This is a genomic window from Deltaproteobacteria bacterium, from assembly GCA_022340465.1.
Lineage (GTDB): Bacteria > Desulfobacterota > Desulfobacteria > Desulfobacterales > B30-G6 > JAJDNW01.
The window spans coordinates 1-20,784 of the sequence record JAJDNW010000079.1 but is presented as its reverse complement, the minus strand read 5'-3'; the positions used below and the strand labels follow the sequence as shown (position 1 = coordinate 20,784).

Below are 20,784 nucleotides of genomic sequence, written 5' to 3'. Positions count from 1 at the left end.
TGTCGGTTTGGTTCGACTGGCCGAAGCCTGCCAGGTGGCTACCCGCAGTGTGGACTATCATCTGGCTGCCGGAAATCCCTCCGGGCTGGCTCTTTATCCCGGGGGCATTCATGCCTTTAATCTTTTCCCGATAGAGATTGCCTCGCAGGCCAATGCACGCATGGAGGCCTTCCTGAATGAGTGTCTGGCGAATCGTGATTAGATAAAATTTATCTTCACATTCCCGTTGTCTCTGTGATTCCCCGTGATTGTGAATGTCAGGCGGCGTTCCTGACGGGTTTGGCGGGTGTCGTGACGTCGGGCTGAAAGTCGAGCGTAGCAAAGTAGTCGGCGACGGTCTCTTCCCGGCGGATCAATTCGACCGACCCGTCGCAACGCAAGAGCAATTCCTTGGGCCGCAGCCGGCCGTTGTAGTTGAACCCCATGGCATGGCCATGGGCGCCGGTGTCTTGAATGCAGAGGATGTCTCCGTTGCCGATGCGGGGCAGCTCTCTTTGTATGGCGAACTTGTCGTTGTTTTCACAAAGGGCCCCCACCACATCCACCGTCTCCACGACGCTTTCCTTTTCCTTTCCGAGGACGTCGATGTGGTGATAAGCCCCGTAGATGCCGGGCCGCATCAAAGCGGACATGGAGGCATCGATGCCTATATAGGTTCTGTAAATGTCCTTGCGGTTGATGGCGGTGGCAACGAGGACTCCGTGAGGGCCCGTCATATAGCGGCCGCTTTCCATGTGAAGCTGTGGGACATACCCGTTGCGGTCGCCGAACCGGTTGAATAGATCGATAATTTCATCGGCCATGGCTGTAAGGTCTAATGGCGGTTCCTCGGGTTTGTAGGGAATACCGAACCCGCCGCCGATATTGATCATCTCGAATTGGATGTCCAGGCTGTCTGCGATATACTCCGCTGTATCCAAAAGCATGCGGGCCGTCTCCACCATGTAGGTGTAGTCCAACTCATTGGAAGCCAGCATGCTGTGGAGCCCGAAGCGTGTTGCGCCTCTTCGCCTGGCGCCCTTGTAAGCGCTGACCAGCTGCTCCCGCGTCGCACCGTACTTGGATTCGGCCGGCAACCCGATGATGCTGTTGCCACTCCGTTCGGCACCGGGGTTGAAGCGGAAACAGACCAGGTCCGGCATCCGGGGGACCCGTTCCATCAGGGAAAGATCATCGATGTTGAGGATGCATCCTCCATCGGCAGCCGCCGCCTCGAATTCAGCAGCGGTTGTATTGTTGGAGGTAAAGATAATGTCCCCGCCCTCGGCGCCTACCTGCCGGCTCAGCAGGAGTTCGGGGATGGAACTGCAGTCGAACCCGAACCCCATCTCGCGCATGATACCGAGAATGCGCGGGTTGGGCAGGGCTTTTACCGCGAAAAATTCCCTGAAGGCTTTCAGACCGGAAAAGGCCCGGACCAGGGTATTGCCGGTTTCACGGATACCGGTTTCATCGTATATGTGAAAAGGCGTTCCAAAGTGGTCGACAATTTCCTTGAGCGTCGGAAACAGCCTTTCTTTGAATGATGCTGACATTGGCATGTGTGCCCGTTCTCCTATCGGGTGTTTGGTGTATTTCGTGGTTAGAGCGATAAAAGAGGCGGCGAAACAAAACGGCAAGGATAAACAGGCTGTCCCACGTTCCTAACGTCTGATCTTCAATTCCGTTTCCGCCATTTGGCCACCTTTTTTTGCCTGCTTAGGTGTCAACCGAGGGCGTCCGCCATCCGTTGCATCGCCTTTTCCACATTCTCGAGCTCGTTGAAGGCGCTGATGCGAATGAATCCACGGCCGCATTTGCCGAACCCCTCTCCCGGCGTACAGACCACCCCGGCCTTGTTCAGCAGGAGATCGAAAAAGTCCCATGAATCCATTTGGCAGTCCACCCAGATGTAGGGGGAATTTTTACCGCCGATGCAGTCGAATCCCATGCGGCCCACTTTTTCCAAAATCAGAGCGGCATTTTTCAGGTAGTAGTCGATTAGTTCGCGGGTCTGAGACTGCCCTTCCGGGGTGTAGACCGCTTCGGCGGCCCGCTGCACGGGGTAGGAAACGCTGTTGAATTTGGTTGACTGCCTGCGGTGCCACAATTCAAACAGGCTGTATTCCCGGCCATCCTGCGTGTAAGCCCGGCATTCCTTGGGAACGACGGTGAAGGCGCAACGGGTTCCGGTAAAGCCGGCCGTTTTGGAAAAGCTGCGGAACTCGACGGCAACCTCTTTAGCCCCTTCGATTTCGTAGATGGTTTTGGGAAGGGCATTGTCTCTGATAAAGGCTTCATACGCGGCGTCATAGAGGATCAGGGCGCGGTTTTGCCTGGCATAGTCCACCCATCCTTTAAGCTGATCCTTGGTGATGACGGCGCCGGTCGGGTTGTTGGGGTAGCAGAGGTAGATCAGATCCACCGGCGCGTCGGGAAGATCGGGGACGAATCCGTTGTCCCGTGTTCCCTCGAGGTAGGTAAGCCCCCTGAACCTGCCGTCGTCAAAGGTGCCGGTACGCCCGGCCATGACATTGGTGTCCACGTACACCGGGTAAACCGGGTCGGGGATGGCGACGCGGATATCCGTGGACAGAATTTCCTGGATATTGCCTGTATCGCACTTGGCTCCGTCGCTGACAAAGATCTCATCCGCATCGATCAGGGCTCCCCGTTCCCTGAAATCGTTCTGGGCGATCTTTTCCCTCAAGAAGTCGTATCCCTGTTCGGGGCCATACCCGTGAAATGACGGGGCATGGGCCATTTCGTCCACCGCCCGGTGAAAGGACTGTATGCAAGCGTCGGGCAGGGGCCGGGTAACGTCGCCGATACCCAGTTTGATGACTTCCTGGTCCGGGTTGGCCGCCTGGTGGGCGGCCACGCGTTTGCCGATATTGGCGAACAGGTAGGATGTCTGCAGTTTAAGATAATGTTCGTTGATTTTGATCATGAGTCACCTCTTTGCCTTATTAAACGCTACATTTGAAACGCTCAACCTGGGTGGACGTCTATGTCGTCGATGGGTATGCGCGCCGTTTCTTTCAGGGTGGACATGACAATCATGGTCCGGGTGGCATGCACCGCCTCGATGGCGGCTATTTTTTCCTTTAGAAGCTTTCCAAGTTCCACCGTGTCGGAAACCCTTACTTTCAGCAGAATACCGTCTTCGCCGGCAATTTCGTGGACTTCCTGTGCGCCCGGTATGTCCGACAGCCGCTTGGCGGTGTTGCTTCGCTGCTTGGGGTGTTTGGTGGTGACGATCACAAAGGCCACCAGATTACGCCGGAATCTTTCCGGGTTCAGCCGGACCTCGTAACCGTCTATAAAACCCTGTTTTTCCAGTTTGCGGATGCGTTCCAGGACGGCAGAAGGGGCCATGTCCACCTGGCGGGCCACCTCCACATTGGGAATTCGAGCTTTCTTCTGGAGTATCTTCAGTATATTTAGATCAATTCCGTCAATCATTCGTCATAATCCTATATTTTAAGGAAAATATTCATAATAAATCATAATGTCAAGAATAATATTCGATTATTTGTTCGTCTTCAAATTTGAAACGCTTCACTCAGGCAGAAATTTGTCTACCGGGTCAACTCTTTGTTTGACTCTTGTCCTGTTCTGATTTAGTTTCAACGATTAAATCGTCAAAAACCAAGACCTAATCAGAGCGCTCAACTTAGGTGAGAGCTTTACCAATAATCGATAGCGTTTATCGCAGGAACCGCGCAAATACCAAGAGATCCCATGGGGGGACCAAATGAAATTCATGGTTTGCTATGAGGACACCAGCACGTCCAGGGACACGGTACGGCTGGCGCAAAAACATGCTGCCGTTTGGAATGCAGAGATTGTGATCGTGTCGACTATTACCCGCGAGGAGCCGATCAAACATTCGCGCCTCCAGGCAAGGGAGGATGCGTTCGAAGCGCAGATCCGGGACTTGTTTGAGGATGTGGAACTTCCTTACAACACGCAGCTCCTGGTCGATTCGAGGACAACCGGCGAGCAGCTCATCAGGCATGCCGTCAGAAAGAAAGTCGATCTCATTTTTCTGGGAATCAAGAAGAGATCCAAGGTGGGCAAGCTGCTTTTCGGTTCGACGGTTCAGTATGTCATTTTGAACGCTCCTTGCCCTGTGCTTACGACCGGGTGACTCACAAAAAACGCTTTGTTTGAACCGAGATAGCAAGCGCATTCCCCGCAGCTTGCTGCGGGGAGGGTTCAATAATTAGCTGTAAAATCAATCCGTTCATCAGCTGTTTCCCGGGAGTAAAAAATGTGCAAAAAGGCGATTTAATGATTGAAATTGAAAAAGACCTGTTTTATAGAGGCCTAATTCAAGAATCCGGCGTGATCCGTATTTATTGGGGGAAAATAACCGCAAAGGAGAGGGCAGATGAGCGAGCTGTATGAAAAAATGGCGAAGGCGTTGATTGCCGGCAATGAAGCCGAAGTCAACAAGTTGACGCAGGAAGCGATCGACGGGGGAGCCCCGGCAAAAGAGGTGCTGGACAACGGCCTGCTGGCCGGCATGGATGTCGTTGGAAAGCGGTTCAAGGCGGGGGATATGTTCATTCCCGAAGTGCTTTTGTGCGCCAGAACCATGCATGCTGCCATGGACATTCTCAAACCCCTGCTTTCCGAAGGCGACCGGGCCGGCTCAGGCACGGTAGTGATCGGAACCGTCGAGGGCGACCTCCATGATATTGGAAAAAATTTGGTGGCTATGATGCTTCAGGGGGCCGGTTTCAAGGTCGTCGACCTTGGCACCAACATCAAGCCGCAGGATTTCGTGGGGGCCGTCAAGGAGCACAATCCCGATATTGTCGGCATGTCGGCCCTGCTGACAACCACGATGCCTAAGATGGAGGAAACCATCGAGGCACTGAAGGAAGCCGGTGTTCGCGATCAGGTAAAAATCATGGCCGGCGGTGCACCCGTGACCCAGGATTTCATCGAAAAAATCGGGGCGGATGCCTATGGGGCCAATGCAGCTTCTGCATCGGAAAAAGCCAAAGCGCTGGTCGCTTGATTACTATCGACATGTTGTTGAAGGGCGGGGGCGGTACAGGCTCCCGCCCTTTTTTATGGTGGTGCCGCGATCTATTACTCCATTACTCCACGGTATTCGAGTGTGGCCAAGCCCAATTTCTTCGACCTGGACCGGAGCCAGGTTGAAATAAGAGGACCTACCAATGATTACACTGCTGGACTATGGCGCGGGGAACGTGAGAAGCGTCATCAATGCCATCGAGAGACTGGGTGAGAGCGTGAGGGTCGCTGTGAGCCCCCAGGACATACTGGATGCCCGGAAACTGGTTTTTCCTGGTGTGGGCAGCTTCGGAAACATGATGCATATCCTGGGGGAAAAGAAGTTCATAGATCCGTTGAAGGCGTTTTTGGCATCGGGAAAGCCTTTCCTCGGCGTGTGCCTGGGAATGCAGGCGCTGTTCGAAGCCAGCGAGGAGGCGCCCGGCGTGAGGGGGCTGGGAATATTCAAGGGCTGTGCAAAGCGCTTTCGCATAGGCGAGGCGGTTCCCCACATCGGCTGGAACGGCCTCAATGTTAAGAAGCCTTCACCAGTGCTGAACGGGGTTTCAGGTTCCGATAAGTTTTACTTTGTCCACTCCTATTACGTTGACCCACAGGACGCGGCGGTGACATTGACCACCTCCGATTACGGCATCGAGTTCGTGAGCAGTGTCCAGCAGGGCAGCATCACGGCAACCCAGTTCCACCCCGAAAAGAGCGGAAATGCGGGGTTGGCTCTGCTGAAAAATTTTCTGGACGACACGGAAAAAACCGCCATGGCTCCGCCCCGGCACGCCAAAACGCAGCTGGCTAAAAGGATCATCGCCTGCCTGGATGTGCGTGCCAACGACCAGGGAGATCTCGTGGTGACAAAAGGCGATCAATACGACGTCAGGGAAAAGGGGGCGGTGCGCAACTTGGGCCGGCCGGTAGAACTGGCGGGGAGGTACTACTGTGAGGGCGCCGATGAGATCACCTTTCTGAACATCACCGGATTTCGCGATTTTCCCCTGGAGGACATGCCCATGCTACGGGTCTTGGAACAAACGTCCAAAACCGTGTTTGTGCCACTGACCATAGGGGGCGGCATCAGGGATTATATTGACAAGGAGGGCAGGAAGTACACGGCGCTGGAGGTTGCTGCTGAATATTTCCGTTCCGGCGCCGACAAGGTTTCCATTGGAAGCGATGCCGTGCTGATCGCAGAAAAATATCTTGAAGGGGGCGAAAAAACAGGTCGAAGCGCAATCGAACAGATTTCCCGTGTTTACGGCAACCAGGCGGTGGTTATTTCCATCGACCCCCGCAGGGTGTATGTGAAATCACCCGATGCCACCAGGCATCCTGTCGTAGAAACCGCCATTCCGGGTCCGGGGGGCGAAAGATACTGCTGGTACCAGTGTACCATCAAAGGCGGCAGAGAAGGCCGTGATATCGATGCGGCCACCCTGGCGCGTGTCTGTGAAGACCTGGGGGCCGGGGAAATACTGTTGAACTGCATAGACAGGGACGGCACCAATGCCGGATTCGATATCCAACTGATCGAAGCCGTAAAGAGGGCGGTCTCCATTCCGGTGATCGCCTCCAGCGGGGCGGGATGTGTCGAGCACTTTCATGAGGTGTTTGTAAAAACGGAAGTCGAGGCGGCGCTGGCGGCGGGCATTTTTCACCGCCGCGAAGTTCCCATTGCCGACGTAAAATCACACCTCCACGAGCAGGGTATACCTGTGAGGCTATAGCAAGCCGACTGGTGAACGTTTTCCTGACCCGGATCAACCGAAAATAATAATATCTAATATCAACATGCTAAACAATATCAAACTGCCCAATACCAAATAATTGCAGCGTCTGGGTGTTTTTTTCGTCATCCCCGCGCAGGCGGGGATCCAGGGCATGCGGCTAATAGCTTTCTATACCCCCTTGTGCGGGGATGACGAGTGTTCTAAGTTAAAATACCCCGGTCCTTCAGTTACATAAACGCCCATAAGGGCAAAAGATAGATGCTGATTGCGCTGCTTTTACGGTTTGAATACTTGAACATTTGAATTTGGTATTTGTTCAGTGCTTTTGGAGAGAAGCTCCGTGCAAGCGGTCAGGAGGATACATGAGTTTCAGGCCTGGTTTCAAATTTCCAGCCACCCTGGATGACGCCGCCCTCTGGTTCATTTTCAACCATGGGAAGATGCTTTTTTCAACGGCCGGCGAAGGGCTGCATATTCCCGCAACCGGAGATATAGAACCATACAGGCAGCTGTTGACCCGCCGGCAGTATATCGGAAGCCTCAACGGCCGCCACTGCTATGCCGCCGATGTTCCGGGCGACGCTGCCGCCGGGGAAGCGCTGGAATTCAAGAATCTGCGCTCGATTTTCAATGCCTTGGACGAAGAAACCGTTTGGACGGCCGGGAGGGCCAACCAGCTGGCAACCTGGAACCGCAATCACCAGTACTGCGGCAACTGCGGTACCGTCTGCGAAAACAAACGCGACGAGCGTGCGAAAATGTGCCCTGCATGCGGCCTGATCAACTATCCCCGCCTTTCACCGGCCGTCATCGTTGCCGTTATCAGGGATGAGCATATCCTGCTCGCCCGGAACAAGCGTTTCAAGTTGCCCTTCTTTAGCGTGCTGGCCGGATTTGTGGAACCCGGAGAGACGCTCGAAGCATGCGTCGAGCGGGAGATCGGGGAGGAGGTCGGCATCCGGGTCGACAACATCCGCTATTTCGGCAGCCAGCCGTGGCCATTCCCGGATTCTCTGATGATCGCCTTTCTGGCGGACTACGCCGGCGGGGAGGTACGCGTGGACGGCACCGAAATAACCGAGGCCAGGTGGTTTCGCAGGGAAAAGCTGCCGGGCATACCGCCGCGCATCAGTATCGCCAGACAGCTGATCGACTGGTTCATTAGAAACAGGTCGTGATTTTATCACCGAAAAATCAAATAGCCGAGGGGTCGGGGCGTGCTAGCTTAGAACGCTCGTCATCCCGGCGCAGGCGGGGATAACGAAAAAATATCCGGACGGCGCAGGTATTTGGCATTGGGCCGTTTGAAATCGCTTCGCATTTTGATATTATAATTTGTGGTTTATCCGAGTTAGGTTGTAATCAGGAACGAATAAAAGGAGGAATATTTATGTATTTTATCGGTACATTTGTTCACGCCACCAACCAGGAGGAGGTCATGGAGGCCGATCGACGCCACGGCGAATTCAGCATGGTTGTCGACGAGGAAACCCCGGTGGCGGCGTTGAAAAGATTCAGGGATAAAATTGTCAATTACCGCGCAACCAGCGATTTCTTTCAGGGGGACTGCTCGGTGTACCTCATCCAGCTGTTCGAGTTCGATCAGTTTCCCGTGGATGAAGCCATCATGCTCAATTACAAATCCACCGCCGGCGATCCGCTGATGCCTTTTATCCGCTGCTCTATGCCCAATGACGTAACGGACTCCTGCAGGCTTTTCGACTGGGAGAACAATGCTCCGGAAATAGACGGCAAAAAGGAAAAGCTGTTTCTGGCATTCGAGGCGGGTTCGACCAGAGTGCTTGCCGAGCCGGACGACGCTTTTAAACTTTCGGAGCCGGGTGCATCCTGACGCTAACGCCTTTGTGGCGATTCGAAAAATACACCCGAATTACGGTAATGATTCTTGACCCAGTGAAATAAATTCGCTAATAGCGAAATATTGAGAGAAAAATTACCGCAATCCGGGACATGACCATGGACGACCTGGGAACTAAAATTCGCACCGAGCGCCTGAAAAAACCGTTAACACTCAAGCAGCTATCCGAAAAGACCAAACTCTCCATCAGCTTTTTGAGTGAGATCGAGCGCGGCGTTTCACAACCTTCCATGGCGTCTCTGCGCCGGATTTCGCAGGCTCTGGGAATCAGTCTTCTGAGTTTCCGGGAGGATGAAGGAAACGGTGCGGAATGGTCTGAGCGCCAGGGCATGGATATCGGCCGGTATCACCGCCCCACCCGGGACATTACGGATACCACCGTGGTCCGTGCGGGCAACCGCAAAAAAATCGCCTATCCCGGCCGTTCCGGTTTCTACGAGCTTCTGACGCCCGACCTGAACCGCAAACTGGAAGTCCTTTACATTCGAATGGAGCCCGGATTCGATTCAGGGCCTCCCTTTTTCGATCCCCCCGGTGAGAAATGCCTGGTCATTATCAAAGGAAAGCTGGCCTTCAAGGTGAGCGGGAAGACACACACACTGGACGCCGGCGACAGCATATCCTATCCGGCGGACGCACCGGTTTCGTGGCGCTCTGAAACAGACGAACCCGTGGAGGCGATCCTGATTATTACGCCCCCGGGATTTTAACCCCATGGGGGGAATGGGAGAAAGCCCTTCGCCGTTAGGCGAAGACGTCATTTTGACAATGTACAGACAGATGCTTGAGGAGATGCACGTATGGCACGTAAAATTATAGACCTGTCCATCGCTATCGAACCCGGCCTGCCCAGCGACCCGCCGATGATGATTCCGCAGGTGGAGTATGTCGATCACACGGCCGGGGGAGACCAGATGGAGGCGTTTTTTCCCGGCCTTAAAAAGGAACAACTGCCCAAGGGCCTGGGATGGGCGCTGGAAAATATCACCCTCACGACCCATTCGGGCACCCACCTGGACGCTCCCTATCATTACCATCCGACCATGGACGGCGGTAAGCCGGCTCTGACCATCGACCAGATTCCGCTGGAGTGGTGTTTCAGCGATGGGGTGCTTCTGGACTTTCGCAGCAAGGCGGACGGCGAGCGCATTACGGCGGCGGATGTCGAGGAGGAGCTGAAGCGCATCGAATACGACATAAAGCCCCTGGACATCGTGCTTGTCCAAACGGGTGCCGACGAGGCCTGGGGGACGGAGTCCTACCTGGTCAAGGGCGCCGGCATGGACCGCGAGAGCACGCTGTACCTGACCGAAAAAGGCGTCAGGGTCGTCGGCATCGACGCGTGGAGCTGGGATCGGCCGCTGCCCTTTCTGGCCGAGGAGTTCAAGAAAACAGGGGACCCCAAGGTGATCTGGGAGGCGCATTTTGCCGGAATTGACATCGGCTACTGCCACATGGAGAAAATGGCCAACCTGTCCGCTATCGGGCGGCCCCACGGCTTCAAGGTGTGTTGCTTTCCGGTGAAGATCAAGGATGCCAGCGCCGCCTGGACCCGTCCCGTGGCTATCGTTGAGCAGTAAATTTTTTCTGGTCTATAACCCAAAATAAGGCACAACGATTGCCGAGGAATAATACCGCCCCGGCTGGCAGGCTTATACCTTGTCATTGGTTACCGGTCCGAAATTTATTTTACCTGATTTGGAGCGCTCAACTCAGGTTTTACAAAGTACAGGAGAGATAACTCGCGGGGTGTTCTGGAAATATTTGTCTGCGCAATCGAAGGTAACCTACGAAAATTTATTATTAAGGGAGGAAAACGCATGAAAATGGTAAAAACGAGTGTACTGATTTTGGTATTGCTGTCCGTTATGCTGACCGTTCCTTTGGGGCCGGCCCAGGCTAAAACCTATAAATTGACCGCTGCCGCAGGTCATCCGCCGATTTTTTTATGGGTAACCCTGACCAGGGATTTTTTCATTCCGGAAGTGGACCGGCTTCTGGCCGAAGCCGGCGGCAAGGACAAAATTGTCTGGAACCAGGCCTACGGAGGGACCGTGGCCAAGATTGGAGGTGTTCTCGAAGCGGTTGAGGAAGGCATTGTCGATCTGGGGTTCGTGGGAACCATTTTCGAAGCGCCTAAAATGCCGTTGCACAACGTCAGCTACATGACGCCCTTCGGTTCCGGCGATATTTTCAAGGTCGTCGATACCATGACGGAGCTCCAGAAAAAGGTTCCGGCGGTGGCCAACGAGTGGACCAAGTACAACCAGGTGTACCTGGGGGGCGTCGGCCTCGATACCTACGGCATCCTGACCAATTTCCCGGTGAACACGGTGGACGACATCGATGGGCATAAAATCGCCGCCCCCGGCCCATCGGCCAACTGGATCAAGGGCACGGGCGCCGTGGCCGTAGCCGCCAACCTGAACACCTACTACAACGGAATCAAGACCGGCGTGTTCGAAGGCACCCTGACATTTATGACCGCCGGTGCGGCCATCAAGGTGTACGAGGTGGCCCCGTATATCTGTATGGTCAACTTCGGCGCTCAGTTTGCCGGTGGATTGAGTGTCAACAAGGATGTGTTCGACAGCTTTCCCGAGTATATGCAGAAAATTTTTCTGAAAGTGGGCGCTCAATACGAGAACCGGTTGGCCCAGGCCCAGACGGACAAGGCTGCCGGGGCCATGAAATCCATGGAAAAGGCGGGGGCCAAGGTGCTCTACCTGTCGGATGCCGAACGCAAACGCTGGGCCGCGAAGCTGCCCAACGTTGCCATGAACTGGGCGCAATCGATGGAGGAAAAGGGAATGCCGGGCAAAGAAGTCCTTCAGGGCTATCTGGACGGCCTGCGCAGCCGGGGCGTGGTGCTGGTGAGGGACTGGGACAAATAAATATGACTGCAAGAGAAAAAGGAGGCGGTGCCCAGGCCGGCAACGGCCGGCGTCGCCGCATTAAATATGACGACATCACGTCGGTGATGAATTCCATTGGAACGGCCTGGGTGTTCGTTCTGCTGGTCATCATCAACCTGGACATCGGGGGAAGGGCCATTTTCAACCACCCCATTCGGGGGGTGCCGGAAATCGTGGCCCTTTCCATTGTCGCCTGTGTTTTCCTGCAGATTGCCCACACCCTGAAGGTGGGCCGGCTGACGCGGTCGGAAATCCTCTTGAACTGGCTGGCCGTAAAGAAACCCGGCGTGGGACATTTTCTCAACGGCATTTACCACGTCATCGGGGCGGGTCTGATGATCATCATGTTCGATGCATCCCTGCCCCTTTTTAAAAAGGCCTGGCGCCTGGATGTGTATGTGGGTGCCGAAGGTGATTTCATGGCGCCGGTATGGCCGGTGAAACTGATTATCCTGGTCGGCTGTATCGCCGCGGCCATTCAGTTTCTGCTAACGGCCTGGCATGAGTTCCGGGCGATGGGGAAAAGCGTAAATGAGTGATCTGCAAATCGGCCTGATGTCGATATTCGGAATTTTGTTCTTGATCTATGCCGGTATGCACGTGGCCATTGCCCTTACCCTGCTTTCCTTTCTGGGGGTATGGTTCATCCGGGGCAAATGGATCGTGGCCAGCAAACTGCTGGCCCTGGCGGCGGCGGACAGCATCTCCAGCTACATATTCGGCGTGGTGCCGCTTTTCGTGCTCATGGGCATGTTTATTTCGGTTTCGGGGATCGGCAAAGACACCTTCGACGTCGCCAACCGGATATTCGGCAAACTCCGCGGGGGGCTGGGCATCGCCACGGTGGCCGCCAATGCCGTATTTGCAGCGGTTACCGGGATCTCCATCGCATCCGCGGCGGTCTTCACCAAGGTGGCGGTGCCGGAAATGACCCGCCTGGGCTACAAACCGCGATTTGCCGTGGGGGTGGTTACCGGATCGTCGGTTCTGGGGATGCTCATTCCGCCCAGCCTCCTGTTGATCCTGTTCGGAATTTTGACGGAAACCTCCATCGGCGACCTGTTCAAGGCCGGCATCATGCCCGGTATCGTGCTTTCCATCGGTTTCTCCCTGGCCATATTGATCATGGCCTATCGGTTCCCCAATTATGTGGGGGGGCGGCCCGAGGATCGGGAAGGGGCGGCAGACGAAGGCATTCCCATGGTGGCGGCCGTCGGCAAGCTGATACCCATAGCCCTGCTGGTGGCTTTGGTCCTGGGCGGCATTTATGCCGGATGGTTCACCCCCACCGAGTCAGGGGCTGTGGGCGCCCTCGGTGCCTTGCTGTTGACGTTGGGAAAAAGACGCCTGACATGGTCGGGGCTGTGGCAGGTTCTCATCGAAACGGGACACGTGACGGTCTCGATTCTTTTTCTGATCATATCGGCCAACATTTACGGCCGCATGCTGGCGCTTTCCGGTATCACCAGCTTCATAGCCGAGTGGATCGGCGAGTCCGGCATGGGACTGTATGCGGTTATCAGCATCTATCTGGTGGTGGTCCTGCTCATGGGCACCATTCTCGATTCGACCTCCATCATGATGATCGTGGTGCCGCTGATCTATCCCATCATGAAGACGTTTGACGTCAACTTCGTCTGGTTCGGCCTTTTGACCGTCATCGCCATCGAAGTGGGCCTGATCACTCCCCCGCTGGGGATAGCGGCTTACGTCGTCAAGTCGACGCTCGACGATCAAGGGATTACGTTGAACGATGTGTTTGCCGGTGCCTTGCCGTTCGTTTTGATCATGATCATGGTACTGGCGCTGGTGACGGCGTTCCCCCAGATCAGTCTGGTGTTGGTACGATAATTTTTGCCCGGGAAAAAATTAGTAACCGCGGCTTCGCCGCTTTGAAAAGGAGTTTTAGCATGACCGACAATCCCATCATCGGTTTCCGGGTGGACCCGGCGGAGATACAGTACATCGGCGAGAACTTGCAGCGGCCGGAATGCATTCTGGCGGAAAAGGACGGCACGCTTTGGTCGGCGGACGCCGGGGGCGGGGTTATGCGGATATCGCCGGATGGAACGCAGAAGCTGATCACCCAGTCATTTGAAACGCATTTCAGCGCGGCAACGGACGACGCCAGCCGGTTTACCGAAGGCACCCTGCCCAACGGCCTGGCCTTTGCCGAAAACGGTGACATTATCATCTCCAACTTCGGCACCGACGTCCTCGAGGTGATGAGCAGGGACGGTGAAACCAGGCTCATGTACGACAGTATCGACGGTGAGCCCATCGGCAAGGTCAACTTCGTTCTGCGCGACAGCAGGAACAGGATCTGGCTGACCATTTCAACACGTGTCAAGAACTGGATGGAAACCATCAGCCCGAACATCTCAGACGGCTATATCGCCTTGGCCGATGAAAGGGGGTTGCGCATCGTGGCCGACGGATTCAGTTTTACCAATGAAATCCGCCTGGACGCCCGGGAAGAGTACATGTACATCGTCGAAACCACCGGTCAGCGCGTCTCCAGGATGAAAGTGGGTTCGGACGGCTCGCTTTCCAACAGAGAAGTTTTCGGGCCGTCCAAACTGGGGCCATACGGCTTTCCGGACGGTATCGCCTTCGATGCCTACGGCAACCTGTGGGGCACGCTGGTGATGGTGGACCAGGTGTTTGCGATTACGCCGGAGGGAGATTTTACGATCATCCTGGACGATCTGAATGAAGCGCCGGCCCGGGCGCTCGAGCAGGCCTTCGTGGAAGACCGGGTCACACCGGACGATATGCTGGCTGCCGGCGGTACCATCGCCCCCTGGTTTGCCAGCGTCACCTTTGGCGGCCCGGATCTGAAAACCGTTTATATCGGCAGCCTGCGGGGCACCCGCATTCCTTTTTTCAGATCGCCCGTGGCGGGATTGCCCATGATTCACTGGCGATAATTCTTGCGGAGAAAAAATTATGAAACGCGGCTTCGCCGCTATAATTACAGAAAACATTATTACGTTGTATCTTTATAACGATAATATGCAGTAAAGGAGGGGAACATTAATGACGACGGATTTGAAAAACAAAAAAATAATTACGGCGGCATTGACCGGTGCCATTCACACGCCCAGCATGTCGCCGCATTTGCCCATAACGCCCGAACAACTCATCGACGAAGCGGTTGCCGCCCGCGCGGCCGGTGCGGCGGTTGTCCATCTGCACGTTCGTGACCCGGAAACCGGAAAACCCAACGCCGACCAGGAATTGTTCCGGCAGATTGCGGTGGAGGTGAAAAAGCAGTGCGACGTCATCCTGTGTACGACCACCGGCGGAGGGCTGGGCGAATCGGTCGAGAAGCGCGTCAAGGTGGCTTCCACCTTGAAGCCCGAATTGGCTTCCCTGAACGCCGGTTCCCTGAACTTCGCCCTTTTTCACGTGCTGGGCAAGTTCAAGGACTGGAAGCATGACTGGGAGAAAGGGTATCTTGAATTTACCGAGGACTTCATTTTCCCCAACACATTCAAGACCATGAGGGAGTTTCTGGAAATTTTTAGCCAGGTGGGAACCAAGCCCGAATTCGAAATCTACGATGTGGGCATGATCAACAACCTGGCTTTTGCGATCCAGGCCGGCTGGGTCAAAACGCCGGTCTACCTCCAGTTTGTGATGGGTATCCTGGGCGGCATACCGGCGACCCCGCAAAACCTGATGTTCCTTTATGAGACCGCGCAGAAGGCCATCGGTGATTTCGAATTTTCCGTGTGCGCAGCCGGCAAGAACCAGTTTTACATGGGCACCCAGTCGTTTCTGCTGGGGGGCCACGCCCGCGTCGGGTTGGAGGACAATCTCTACCTCGGCAAGGGTCAGATGGCGGAGAGCAATGCCGAGCAGGTGGAAAAGATCGCGCGGATTGCCCGTGAACTGGATTGTGAACCGGCCACGCCCGAGGAGGCCCGGCACATACTGGGGCTGAAGGGGTTGGACAAGGTTAATTTCTAAGTTTGCACTCCGGGCGAACCGGCATTGAATCGCGTTAGCGAACGCATTCCCAAAGGCTCGATGTCGGGCAGGGATTTCTCCCTGCAGTTCCAGCTGAATGTCGATGAACACAACGCGGATATTGGATATTCTTCTTTAAAAAAAGCAACTGTCTGTACTGTATATTTTCAATTTATTGACGATGAATTTTGATGAGCATTCAGGCGGATAACTGTTTCTAAAAAAGGAGGGTATCAATGAGCATCTATGATGAAAAGCCCTGGCTGAAGCACTACGATGAAGGTTTAGCACCCGAGATAGCGGTTGACAGGGAATCCAGTTATGTAGACCTGTTCAACGCGTCCGTCCGCGCCAATCCGGCCGCACCGGCCGTCCATTTCATGGGGGTTACCTTTACGTATGGGGAAGTGGACGATCTGTCCGGCCGGTTCGCCGCTTATCTGAGTGCCTGCGGCTGTTCACCGGGAGACGTGGTGGGCATCAATCTCCCCAACATTCCCCAGTACATCATAGCCCTGGTGGGAAGCCTGCGTTGCGGGTGTGCCGTGACCGGTGTGTCCCCCCTGCTCACCGCCAGGGAGATGGCGTATCAGATCAACGATGCCGATGCCAGGGTTCTGGTGACCCTGGATGCCATTTTCGAAAACCGGGTGCAGCCGGTACAGGGGGAGGTTCCCGGATTGCAGCACATCGTGTGCGCCAACATCGGGGACTACTTGCCGCCGTTGAAGCGGTTTTTAGGAAAGCTGCTGAAAAAAATACCCGGTGGCAAACTCGCTCCCCTGCCGGGTAAGGAGGTCACGGCTTTCAAGCAGGTCATGGCGTCCCACGCCAACCAGCCGCCGCAGGTCGAGATATCGCAGGCGGACACCTGTCTGGTGCAGTATACCGGCGGCACCACCGGCATGCCCAAGGGTGTCGAACTGACCCACGGCAACATCGTGGTCAACGCCGCCCAGATCGCCGACTGGTTGAGCTACCGATTCGGCAAGGAGGTCATGTGTTCCGCCTTTCCGCTGTTCCACATGGCCGGCCTCATGGTGTGCATGGCCTCGCTGACCCAGAACACACCCCAGTGCCTGATCCCGGATCCGAGAAACACCAAGCACATCTGCGGGGAAATCAAAACCTACCATCCGACCGTCGTGGTCAACGTGCCTTCCTTGTACCAGATGCTCATGGAAACGCCCGGGTTCGATGCCCTGGACTTTTCTTCCTGCAAGGCGTTCGTTTCCGGGGCGGCGCCGTTTGCCGTGGAGTCCATCCAGGCTTTCGAAGCCATTGTCGGTTCGGGCAAGGTGCTGGAGGTCTACGGCATGACCGAGACGAGCCCCATAGCCACCATGAATCCTTTAAAAGGTAAAAAAAAGATCGGGAGCGTGGGGTTGCCCGTACAGAGCACGCGCATCAAGCTGGTGGACATCGAAACCGGCACCACCGAGGTTCCCGTGGGGGAGGAGGGCGAACTGATCGTCAACGGTCCCCAGGTCATGAAGGGCTATCTCAACAAGCCCGATGAAACCGCTCATGCCATCAGGGATTTTCAGGGTGAAAAGTGGCTCTACACGGGGGACGTGGCCCGTATGGATGAAAACGGCTATTTCAGCATCGCCGACAGGGTCAAGGACATGCTTATCGTGGGTGGCTACAAGGTGTTTTCACGCGAAGTGGAGGAGAAACTCTACCAGCACCCGGCCGTGGAATTCTGCGCTATCGTGGGCGTCCCCAACGAGGACCGTCCCGGCAACGAGATCGTCAAGGCGGTCATTCAGGCGCCCAAGGGCGCGGGAGGGATGGAAAGCATCAAGGAAGATATTATCGCCTATTGCAAAGAAAACATGGCGCCCTACAAGGTGCCCAAGATCGTCGAATTCGTGGACGAGATACCCCTGACCGCGGTCGGCAAGGTGGATAAGAAAGCTTTACGTTAGGAATAGCGTTCAAGGTGTCCAGGGGCCGAGCGAAAAATCGCTTTTGCTCTTGGATCGAAAGGAAAAGAGCGAAAAATGAAAGCCGCCTGTTACGAAAAGTTCAAGGGCCCTATCACGATTGAGGATCTTCCTGACCCGGAGGTGCCGGAGGACGGCGCGCTCATCAGCGTCAAGGCCAACGGCATCTGCCGCTCCGACTGGCACGGCTGGATGGGGCACGACCCGGATATCACCCGGTTTCCGCATGTTCCGGGGCATGAAATGGCGGGGGTGGTGGAGGCTGTCGGCCGCCAGGTCAAGTGCTGGAAACCGGGAGATAGGGTGACCATGCCCTTCGTGGAGGGATGCGGTGCCTGCCCGCAGTGCGCTTCCGGCAACCATCAGATCTGCGACCGTCAGGACCAGCCCGGGTTCACTCACTGGGGGTCGTTTGCCGAGCTTGTGGCCGTTCGCCGGGCCGACGTGAACCTGGTGCGCCTGCCTCCGGAGATCGGATATGTCACGGCTGCCAGCCTGGGATGCCGTTTCGCGACCTCATTTCACGGCATCGTGGATCAGGCCAGGACCGCTCCCGGAGAGTGGGTGGCCGTCCACGGTTGCGGCGGGGTGGGGTTGTCGGCCCTGATGATCGCCAAAGCCCTGGGGGCCAATACCATCGGCATCGATATCAAGGAAGAGAGCCTGGCGCTGGCATCAGAGCTTAACGCCGCTTTCACGCTGAATGCCAGGGAGGTGGCGGATGTGCCCGCCGCCGTGATGGACCTCACCGGTGGCGGCGCCCACGTGTCCATGGATGCCCTGGGGAGCCGGGAAACGTGCTACAACTCCGTCAGCTGCCTGCGCAAGCGGGGGAGACACGTGCAGGTGGGCCTCATGGTCGAGGACTACAAGGACGCGGCCGTGCCCATGGACAAGGTCATCGCCAAAGAGCTCGAAATTCGGGGCAGCCACGGCATGCAGGCCTACCGCTATGACCGCATGCTGGCTATGATCCTTTCCGGCAGCCTCGAGCCCTCCAGGCTGATCAAAAAAACGGTCAGCTTGGAGGCTTCGGTCGACGAATTGATGCGGATGGACCGTTTCGAGGGGGCCGGGGTGACGGTGATCGATGTGTTCCAAGAATCAAATTAAGGAATTGGCTTCCGGGCAACCCTTTGCGCGGTATGGGTGACCCTGAACAGCATTCTGCTCTTTATTTTTATCTGTAATGGGCGGGTGAATTGTGAGAGCATAAACGTAACATTGCCCTTGCTCGAGGCCGCCCCAATTGGAATCATCCTTGGGGTTTGGATACATAAAAGGCTTGAAACGTATTGGTTCCAAGTCATCGTTTACACCGTGTTGATGGGTGCGGGCATCAAATTAGTAATTTTTTAGGAGGGAAACATGGAGAAAAGAAATCTTTTTGAAAAACTGGTGGAGGTGAGCCCGGGTATGGAAATATGGTGGGATTCATCTCCGGTGATATTCGACAATTGGTGTCGCAAAATGATCGACAAGGCCGACCCGGAGTATCGTGAGACGTTGCGGCAGCAGTTTGCCCGCATGTTCGATGAAAAAGCACCGGAAAACCAGCTCTTCAGGGGGGTTACGACGAACCCGCCCCTCTCGTTGCAAGCCATTCAGGATGATCCGGCACGCTGGAGAAAGGTTGCCGGTGAGATAATTGCCCAGCATCCGGGTATCGATACGGAGGGCCTTTTCTGGAAGCTTTACAAGGAAGTGGTTAAAAAGGGGTCCGAGATGTATCTGCCCCTGTTTGAAAGGTCCGGTTACAAAGAGGGGTATCTGTCAGGCCAGGTCGATCCCAGAAGCGTTTTCGACCGTGACGCAATGCTGAATCAGGCCCTGGAACTGGCTGACATCAATCCCAATGTCATGATTAAGATTCCCGGGTCCAAGGAGGGGTATGAAGTCATCGAGGAGTTGACGGCACGGGGGATTCCGACCAACAATACCCTCACGTTTATCCTGCCCCAGCTGGTGGATTGCGCCCTCACGGTCAAGAAGGGGCTCGAGAGGGCCAAGGCGAACGGCGTCGATCTGAAAACATGGCGGTCGGTTATCACGCACATGGAGTCGCGCTACAGCGATCTTGGCGGGCTGCGCGACTTTGCAGCGGAAAAGGGTATCGAGCTTTCCGAGGAAGACTGCCGGTTTGCGGAGCTGGCGATTTTCAAAAAAGCCTACCGGTACCTGGAAGACAACCAACTGCCCAGCAAGATGCTTTCCTGTTCATTGCGCCTGGGGCCGAATACCGATGGAAAAAAGCGCATCCTGCACCTGGAGGAAAAGACCGGTGCGTCCATTGTGGTCACCTGCCCGCCGACGTTTATCGACCAGGTGATCAGTCTTGAAGGACAGGAGCATATTGTTTTCGAGCCGGACCGTATCCATGCGGATATTCCCCGGAGCGTGATGGACAAGCTTATGCGCGTACCCTTTTTCGAGAGAGCCTATGCTGAAGACGGGTACACCCGGGGCGAGTACAACACCCATCCGGCCCTGGTGCGATCGGCGGAAGGATTTGCCAAGGCGACAGAACAGATGGTGGCATTTGCGGCCGAATGCCTGCAAAGTGCCTGAGAAAGTTTGACCGTCATAACCTAATATATAGATGAAGTCGAATTGAAAGAGCGTCCATAAGCAACCATGCTCAGCTATCCAGTACTCGTATATGCGGCCATTGCCTTGTTGTTTGCCGGTTTTATCAGGGGATTCAGCGGATTCGGTTTTTCAATGATGGTGATGATCAGCCTTTCCTTTGTGCTGGCGCCGGCCGAAATCGTTCCCATGATTCTGCTCTGGGAGGTCTTGGCCAGTGCCTGGCTTTTGCCGCAGGTCTGGCGTGATGTGGACTGGATTTCGATTGGATGGCTTTTGGCGGGAGTCCTGGTTGGCACACCCATCGGCGTATATACCCTTACACAGGTTCCTGCCAAGCCCATGCAGGCAATCATCGCCGTTACGGTAATCTTTCTCATCATCGCGGTTTGGCGTGGGTTCAGAATCAGTGAGAATGTCGGCCGAGCGGCAACCAGCGGTGTGGGCGTGGTGTCGGGTATATTGAACGGGGGGGCGACTATCGGCGGTCCGCCGGTTGTGCTTTTTTACTATTCGGCAAAAAATAACCTGAAGCGTGCCCGGGCATCCCTGATTGCCTTTTTCCTGGCAACGGATTTGTTTGCTGCCGCAATTTGCGCAAGTCAGGGACTCGTGACGACAAAGGGGCTCAAGCTGACGGGCATTTTAGTGATACCGATGGTTATAGGCCTGACACTGGGCAGCAAATCATTCTTTAATTTGGATCAGGAAGTATTTCGCCGCCGCGT

At 55.4% G+C, this 20,784-nt stretch carries 20 protein-coding genes; 17 read left to right on the top strand and 3 right to left on the bottom strand.

What is annotated here, in order from left to right:
* Positions 1-7: 7 nt before the first annotated feature.
* Positions 8-202: a hypothetical protein gene (locus tag LJE94_12175; protein ID MCG6910867.1), complete on the top strand. Its 195-nt coding sequence runs from the start codon at positions 8-10 to the stop codon at positions 200-202.
* Between the two features lie 55 nt (positions 203-257).
* Here the strand turns inward: LJE94_12175 and LJE94_12170 are convergent, their stop codons facing one another.
* The 3 genes from LJE94_12170 to LJE94_12160 form a co-directional block, all read right to left on the bottom strand.
* Entirely contained in the window at positions 258-1,541 is a 1,284-nt protein-coding gene (locus LJE94_12170; GenBank protein MCG6910866.1) for a diaminopimelate decarboxylase, read from the bottom strand.
* A 164-nt stretch (positions 1,542-1,705) separates the two neighbouring features.
* Positions 1,706-2,929: an LL-diaminopimelate aminotransferase gene (locus tag LJE94_12165; protein MCG6910865.1), complete on the bottom strand. Its 1,224-nt coding sequence runs from the start codon at positions 2,927-2,929 to the stop codon at positions 1,706-1,708.
* Positions 2,930-2,970: 41 nt separating this feature from the next.
* Entirely contained in the window at positions 2,971-3,444 is a 474-nt protein-coding gene (locus tag LJE94_12160) for an Lrp/AsnC family transcriptional regulator (GenBank protein MCG6910864.1), read from the bottom strand.
* 292 nt (positions 3,445-3,736) lie between these two features.
* On the opposite strand from LJE94_12160, the gene LJE94_12155 reads away from it, so the two are divergent.
* The 16 genes from LJE94_12155 to LJE94_12080 all read left to right on the top strand — a co-directional run.
* Entirely contained in the window at positions 3,737-4,132 is a 396-nt protein-coding gene (locus LJE94_12155; protein MCG6910863.1) for a universal stress protein, read from the top strand.
* Positions 4,133-4,375: 243 nt separating this feature from the next.
* Positions 4,376-5,011 carry a corrinoid protein gene (locus LJE94_12150; GenBank protein MCG6910862.1) on the top strand — a complete coding sequence of 212 codons (636 nt, stop codon included), beginning with the start codon at positions 4,376-4,378 and terminating at the stop codon, positions 5,009-5,011.
* Positions 5,012-5,174: 163 nt separating this feature from the next.
* Complete coding sequence (gene hisF, locus LJE94_12145) at positions 5,175-6,749, top strand: imidazole glycerol phosphate synthase subunit HisF (GenBank protein MCG6910861.1); 1,575 nt, start codon at positions 5,175-5,177, stop codon at positions 6,747-6,749.
* A 365-nt stretch (positions 6,750-7,114) separates the two neighbouring features.
* On the top strand, positions 7,115-7,930 hold the full coding sequence (gene nudC, locus LJE94_12140) for an NAD(+) diphosphatase (GenBank protein ID MCG6910860.1): 816 nt from the start codon (positions 7,115-7,117) through the stop codon (positions 7,928-7,930).
* 212 nt (positions 7,931-8,142) lie between these two features.
* A complete protein-coding gene (locus tag LJE94_12135; GenBank protein MCG6910859.1) occupies positions 8,143-8,604 on the top strand; it encodes a hypothetical protein in 462 nt (153 codons plus the stop codon).
* A gap of 125 nt (positions 8,605-8,729) precedes the next feature.
* Positions 8,730-9,341: an XRE family transcriptional regulator gene (locus tag LJE94_12130; protein ID MCG6910858.1), complete on the top strand. Its 612-nt coding sequence runs from the start codon at positions 8,730-8,732 to the stop codon at positions 9,339-9,341.
* Positions 9,342-9,431: 90 nt separating this feature from the next.
* A complete protein-coding gene (locus tag LJE94_12125) occupies positions 9,432-10,211 on the top strand; it encodes a cyclase family protein (GenBank protein ID MCG6910857.1) in 780 nt (259 codons plus the stop codon).
* Positions 10,212-10,451: 240 nt separating this feature from the next.
* Positions 10,452-11,525, top strand: a complete 1,074-nt coding sequence (locus tag LJE94_12120; protein MCG6910856.1) for a C4-dicarboxylate TRAP transporter substrate-binding protein — start codon at positions 10,452-10,454, stop codon at positions 11,523-11,525.
* A gap of 2 nt (positions 11,526-11,527) precedes the next feature.
* Positions 11,528-12,085, top strand: a complete 558-nt coding sequence (locus LJE94_12115) for a TRAP transporter small permease (protein ID MCG6910855.1) — start codon at positions 11,528-11,530, stop codon at positions 12,083-12,085.
* Positions 12,078-13,397: a TRAP transporter large permease gene (locus LJE94_12110; GenBank protein MCG6910854.1), complete on the top strand. Its 1,320-nt coding sequence runs from the start codon at positions 12,078-12,080 to the stop codon at positions 13,395-13,397. The genes LJE94_12115 and LJE94_12110 overlap by 8 nt, the downstream gene beginning before the upstream one ends.
* 59 nt (positions 13,398-13,456) lie before the next feature.
* Positions 13,457-14,476, top strand: coding sequence for an SMP-30/gluconolactonase/LRE family protein (locus tag LJE94_12105; protein ID MCG6910853.1), 1,020 nt, complete (start codon positions 13,457-13,459; stop codon positions 14,474-14,476).
* 109 nt (positions 14,477-14,585) lie between these two features.
* Positions 14,586-15,521 (top strand): 3-keto-5-aminohexanoate cleavage protein, encoded by a 936-nt coding sequence (locus LJE94_12100; protein ID MCG6910852.1) that lies wholly within the window; start codon positions 14,586-14,588, stop codon positions 15,519-15,521.
* Between the two features lie 236 nt (positions 15,522-15,757).
* Positions 15,758-17,452, top strand: a complete 1,695-nt coding sequence (locus tag LJE94_12095) for an AMP-binding protein (protein ID MCG6910851.1) — start codon at positions 15,758-15,760, stop codon at positions 17,450-17,452.
* A 75-nt stretch (positions 17,453-17,527) separates the two neighbouring features.
* Complete coding sequence (locus LJE94_12090) at positions 17,528-18,583, top strand: zinc-dependent alcohol dehydrogenase family protein (protein ID MCG6910850.1); 1,056 nt, start codon at positions 17,528-17,530, stop codon at positions 18,581-18,583.
* 255 nt (positions 18,584-18,838) lie between these two features.
* A complete protein-coding gene (locus tag LJE94_12085; GenBank protein MCG6910849.1) occupies positions 18,839-20,038 on the top strand; it encodes a hypothetical protein in 1,200 nt (399 codons plus the stop codon).
* A gap of 66 nt (positions 20,039-20,104) precedes the next feature.
* Positions 20,105-20,784: sulfite exporter TauE/SafE family protein (locus tag LJE94_12080; GenBank protein ID MCG6910848.1), on the top strand; the 680-nt coding region annotated here is incomplete at its 3' end.

Excerpts from the sequence above, each read along its gene's own strand:
- LJE94_12170 (MCG6910866.1), bottom strand. The coding sequence starts at position 1,541 with ATGCCAATGTCAGCATCATTCAAAGAAAGGCTGTTTCCGACGCTCAAG.
- LJE94_12165 (MCG6910865.1), bottom strand. The coding sequence starts at position 2,929 with ATGATCAAAATCAACGAACATTATCTTAAACTGCAGACATCCTACCTG.
- LJE94_12160 (MCG6910864.1), bottom strand. The coding sequence starts at position 3,444 with ATGATTGACGGAATTGATCTAAATATACTGAAGATACTCCAGAAGAAA.
- LJE94_12155 (MCG6910863.1), top strand. The coding sequence starts at position 3,737 with ATGAAATTCATGGTTTGCTATGAGGACACCAGCACGTCCAGGGACACG.
- LJE94_12150 (MCG6910862.1), top strand. The coding sequence starts at position 4,376 with ATGAGCGAGCTGTATGAAAAAATGGCGAAGGCGTTGATTGCCGGCAAT.
- hisF (MCG6910861.1), top strand. The coding sequence starts at position 5,175 with ATGATTACACTGCTGGACTATGGCGCGGGGAACGTGAGAAGCGTCATC.
- nudC (MCG6910860.1), top strand. The coding sequence starts at position 7,115 with ATGAGTTTCAGGCCTGGTTTCAAATTTCCAGCCACCCTGGATGACGCC.
- LJE94_12135 (MCG6910859.1), top strand. The coding sequence starts at position 8,143 with ATGTATTTTATCGGTACATTTGTTCACGCCACCAACCAGGAGGAGGTC.
- LJE94_12130 (MCG6910858.1), top strand. The coding sequence starts at position 8,730 with ATGGACGACCTGGGAACTAAAATTCGCACCGAGCGCCTGAAAAAACCG.
- LJE94_12125 (MCG6910857.1), top strand. The coding sequence starts at position 9,432 with ATGGCACGTAAAATTATAGACCTGTCCATCGCTATCGAACCCGGCCTG.
- LJE94_12120 (MCG6910856.1), top strand. The coding sequence starts at position 10,452 with ATGAAAATGGTAAAAACGAGTGTACTGATTTTGGTATTGCTGTCCGTT.
- LJE94_12115 (MCG6910855.1), top strand. The coding sequence starts at position 11,528 with ATGACTGCAAGAGAAAAAGGAGGCGGTGCCCAGGCCGGCAACGGCCGG.
- LJE94_12110 (MCG6910854.1), top strand. The coding sequence starts at position 12,078 with ATGAGTGATCTGCAAATCGGCCTGATGTCGATATTCGGAATTTTGTTC.
- LJE94_12105 (MCG6910853.1), top strand. The coding sequence starts at position 13,457 with ATGACCGACAATCCCATCATCGGTTTCCGGGTGGACCCGGCGGAGATA.
- LJE94_12100 (MCG6910852.1), top strand. The coding sequence starts at position 14,586 with ATGACGACGGATTTGAAAAACAAAAAAATAATTACGGCGGCATTGACC.
- LJE94_12095 (MCG6910851.1), top strand. The coding sequence starts at position 15,758 with ATGAGCATCTATGATGAAAAGCCCTGGCTGAAGCACTACGATGAAGGT.
- LJE94_12090 (MCG6910850.1), top strand. The coding sequence starts at position 17,528 with ATGAAAGCCGCCTGTTACGAAAAGTTCAAGGGCCCTATCACGATTGAG.
- LJE94_12085 (MCG6910849.1), top strand. The coding sequence starts at position 18,839 with ATGGAGAAAAGAAATCTTTTTGAAAAACTGGTGGAGGTGAGCCCGGGT.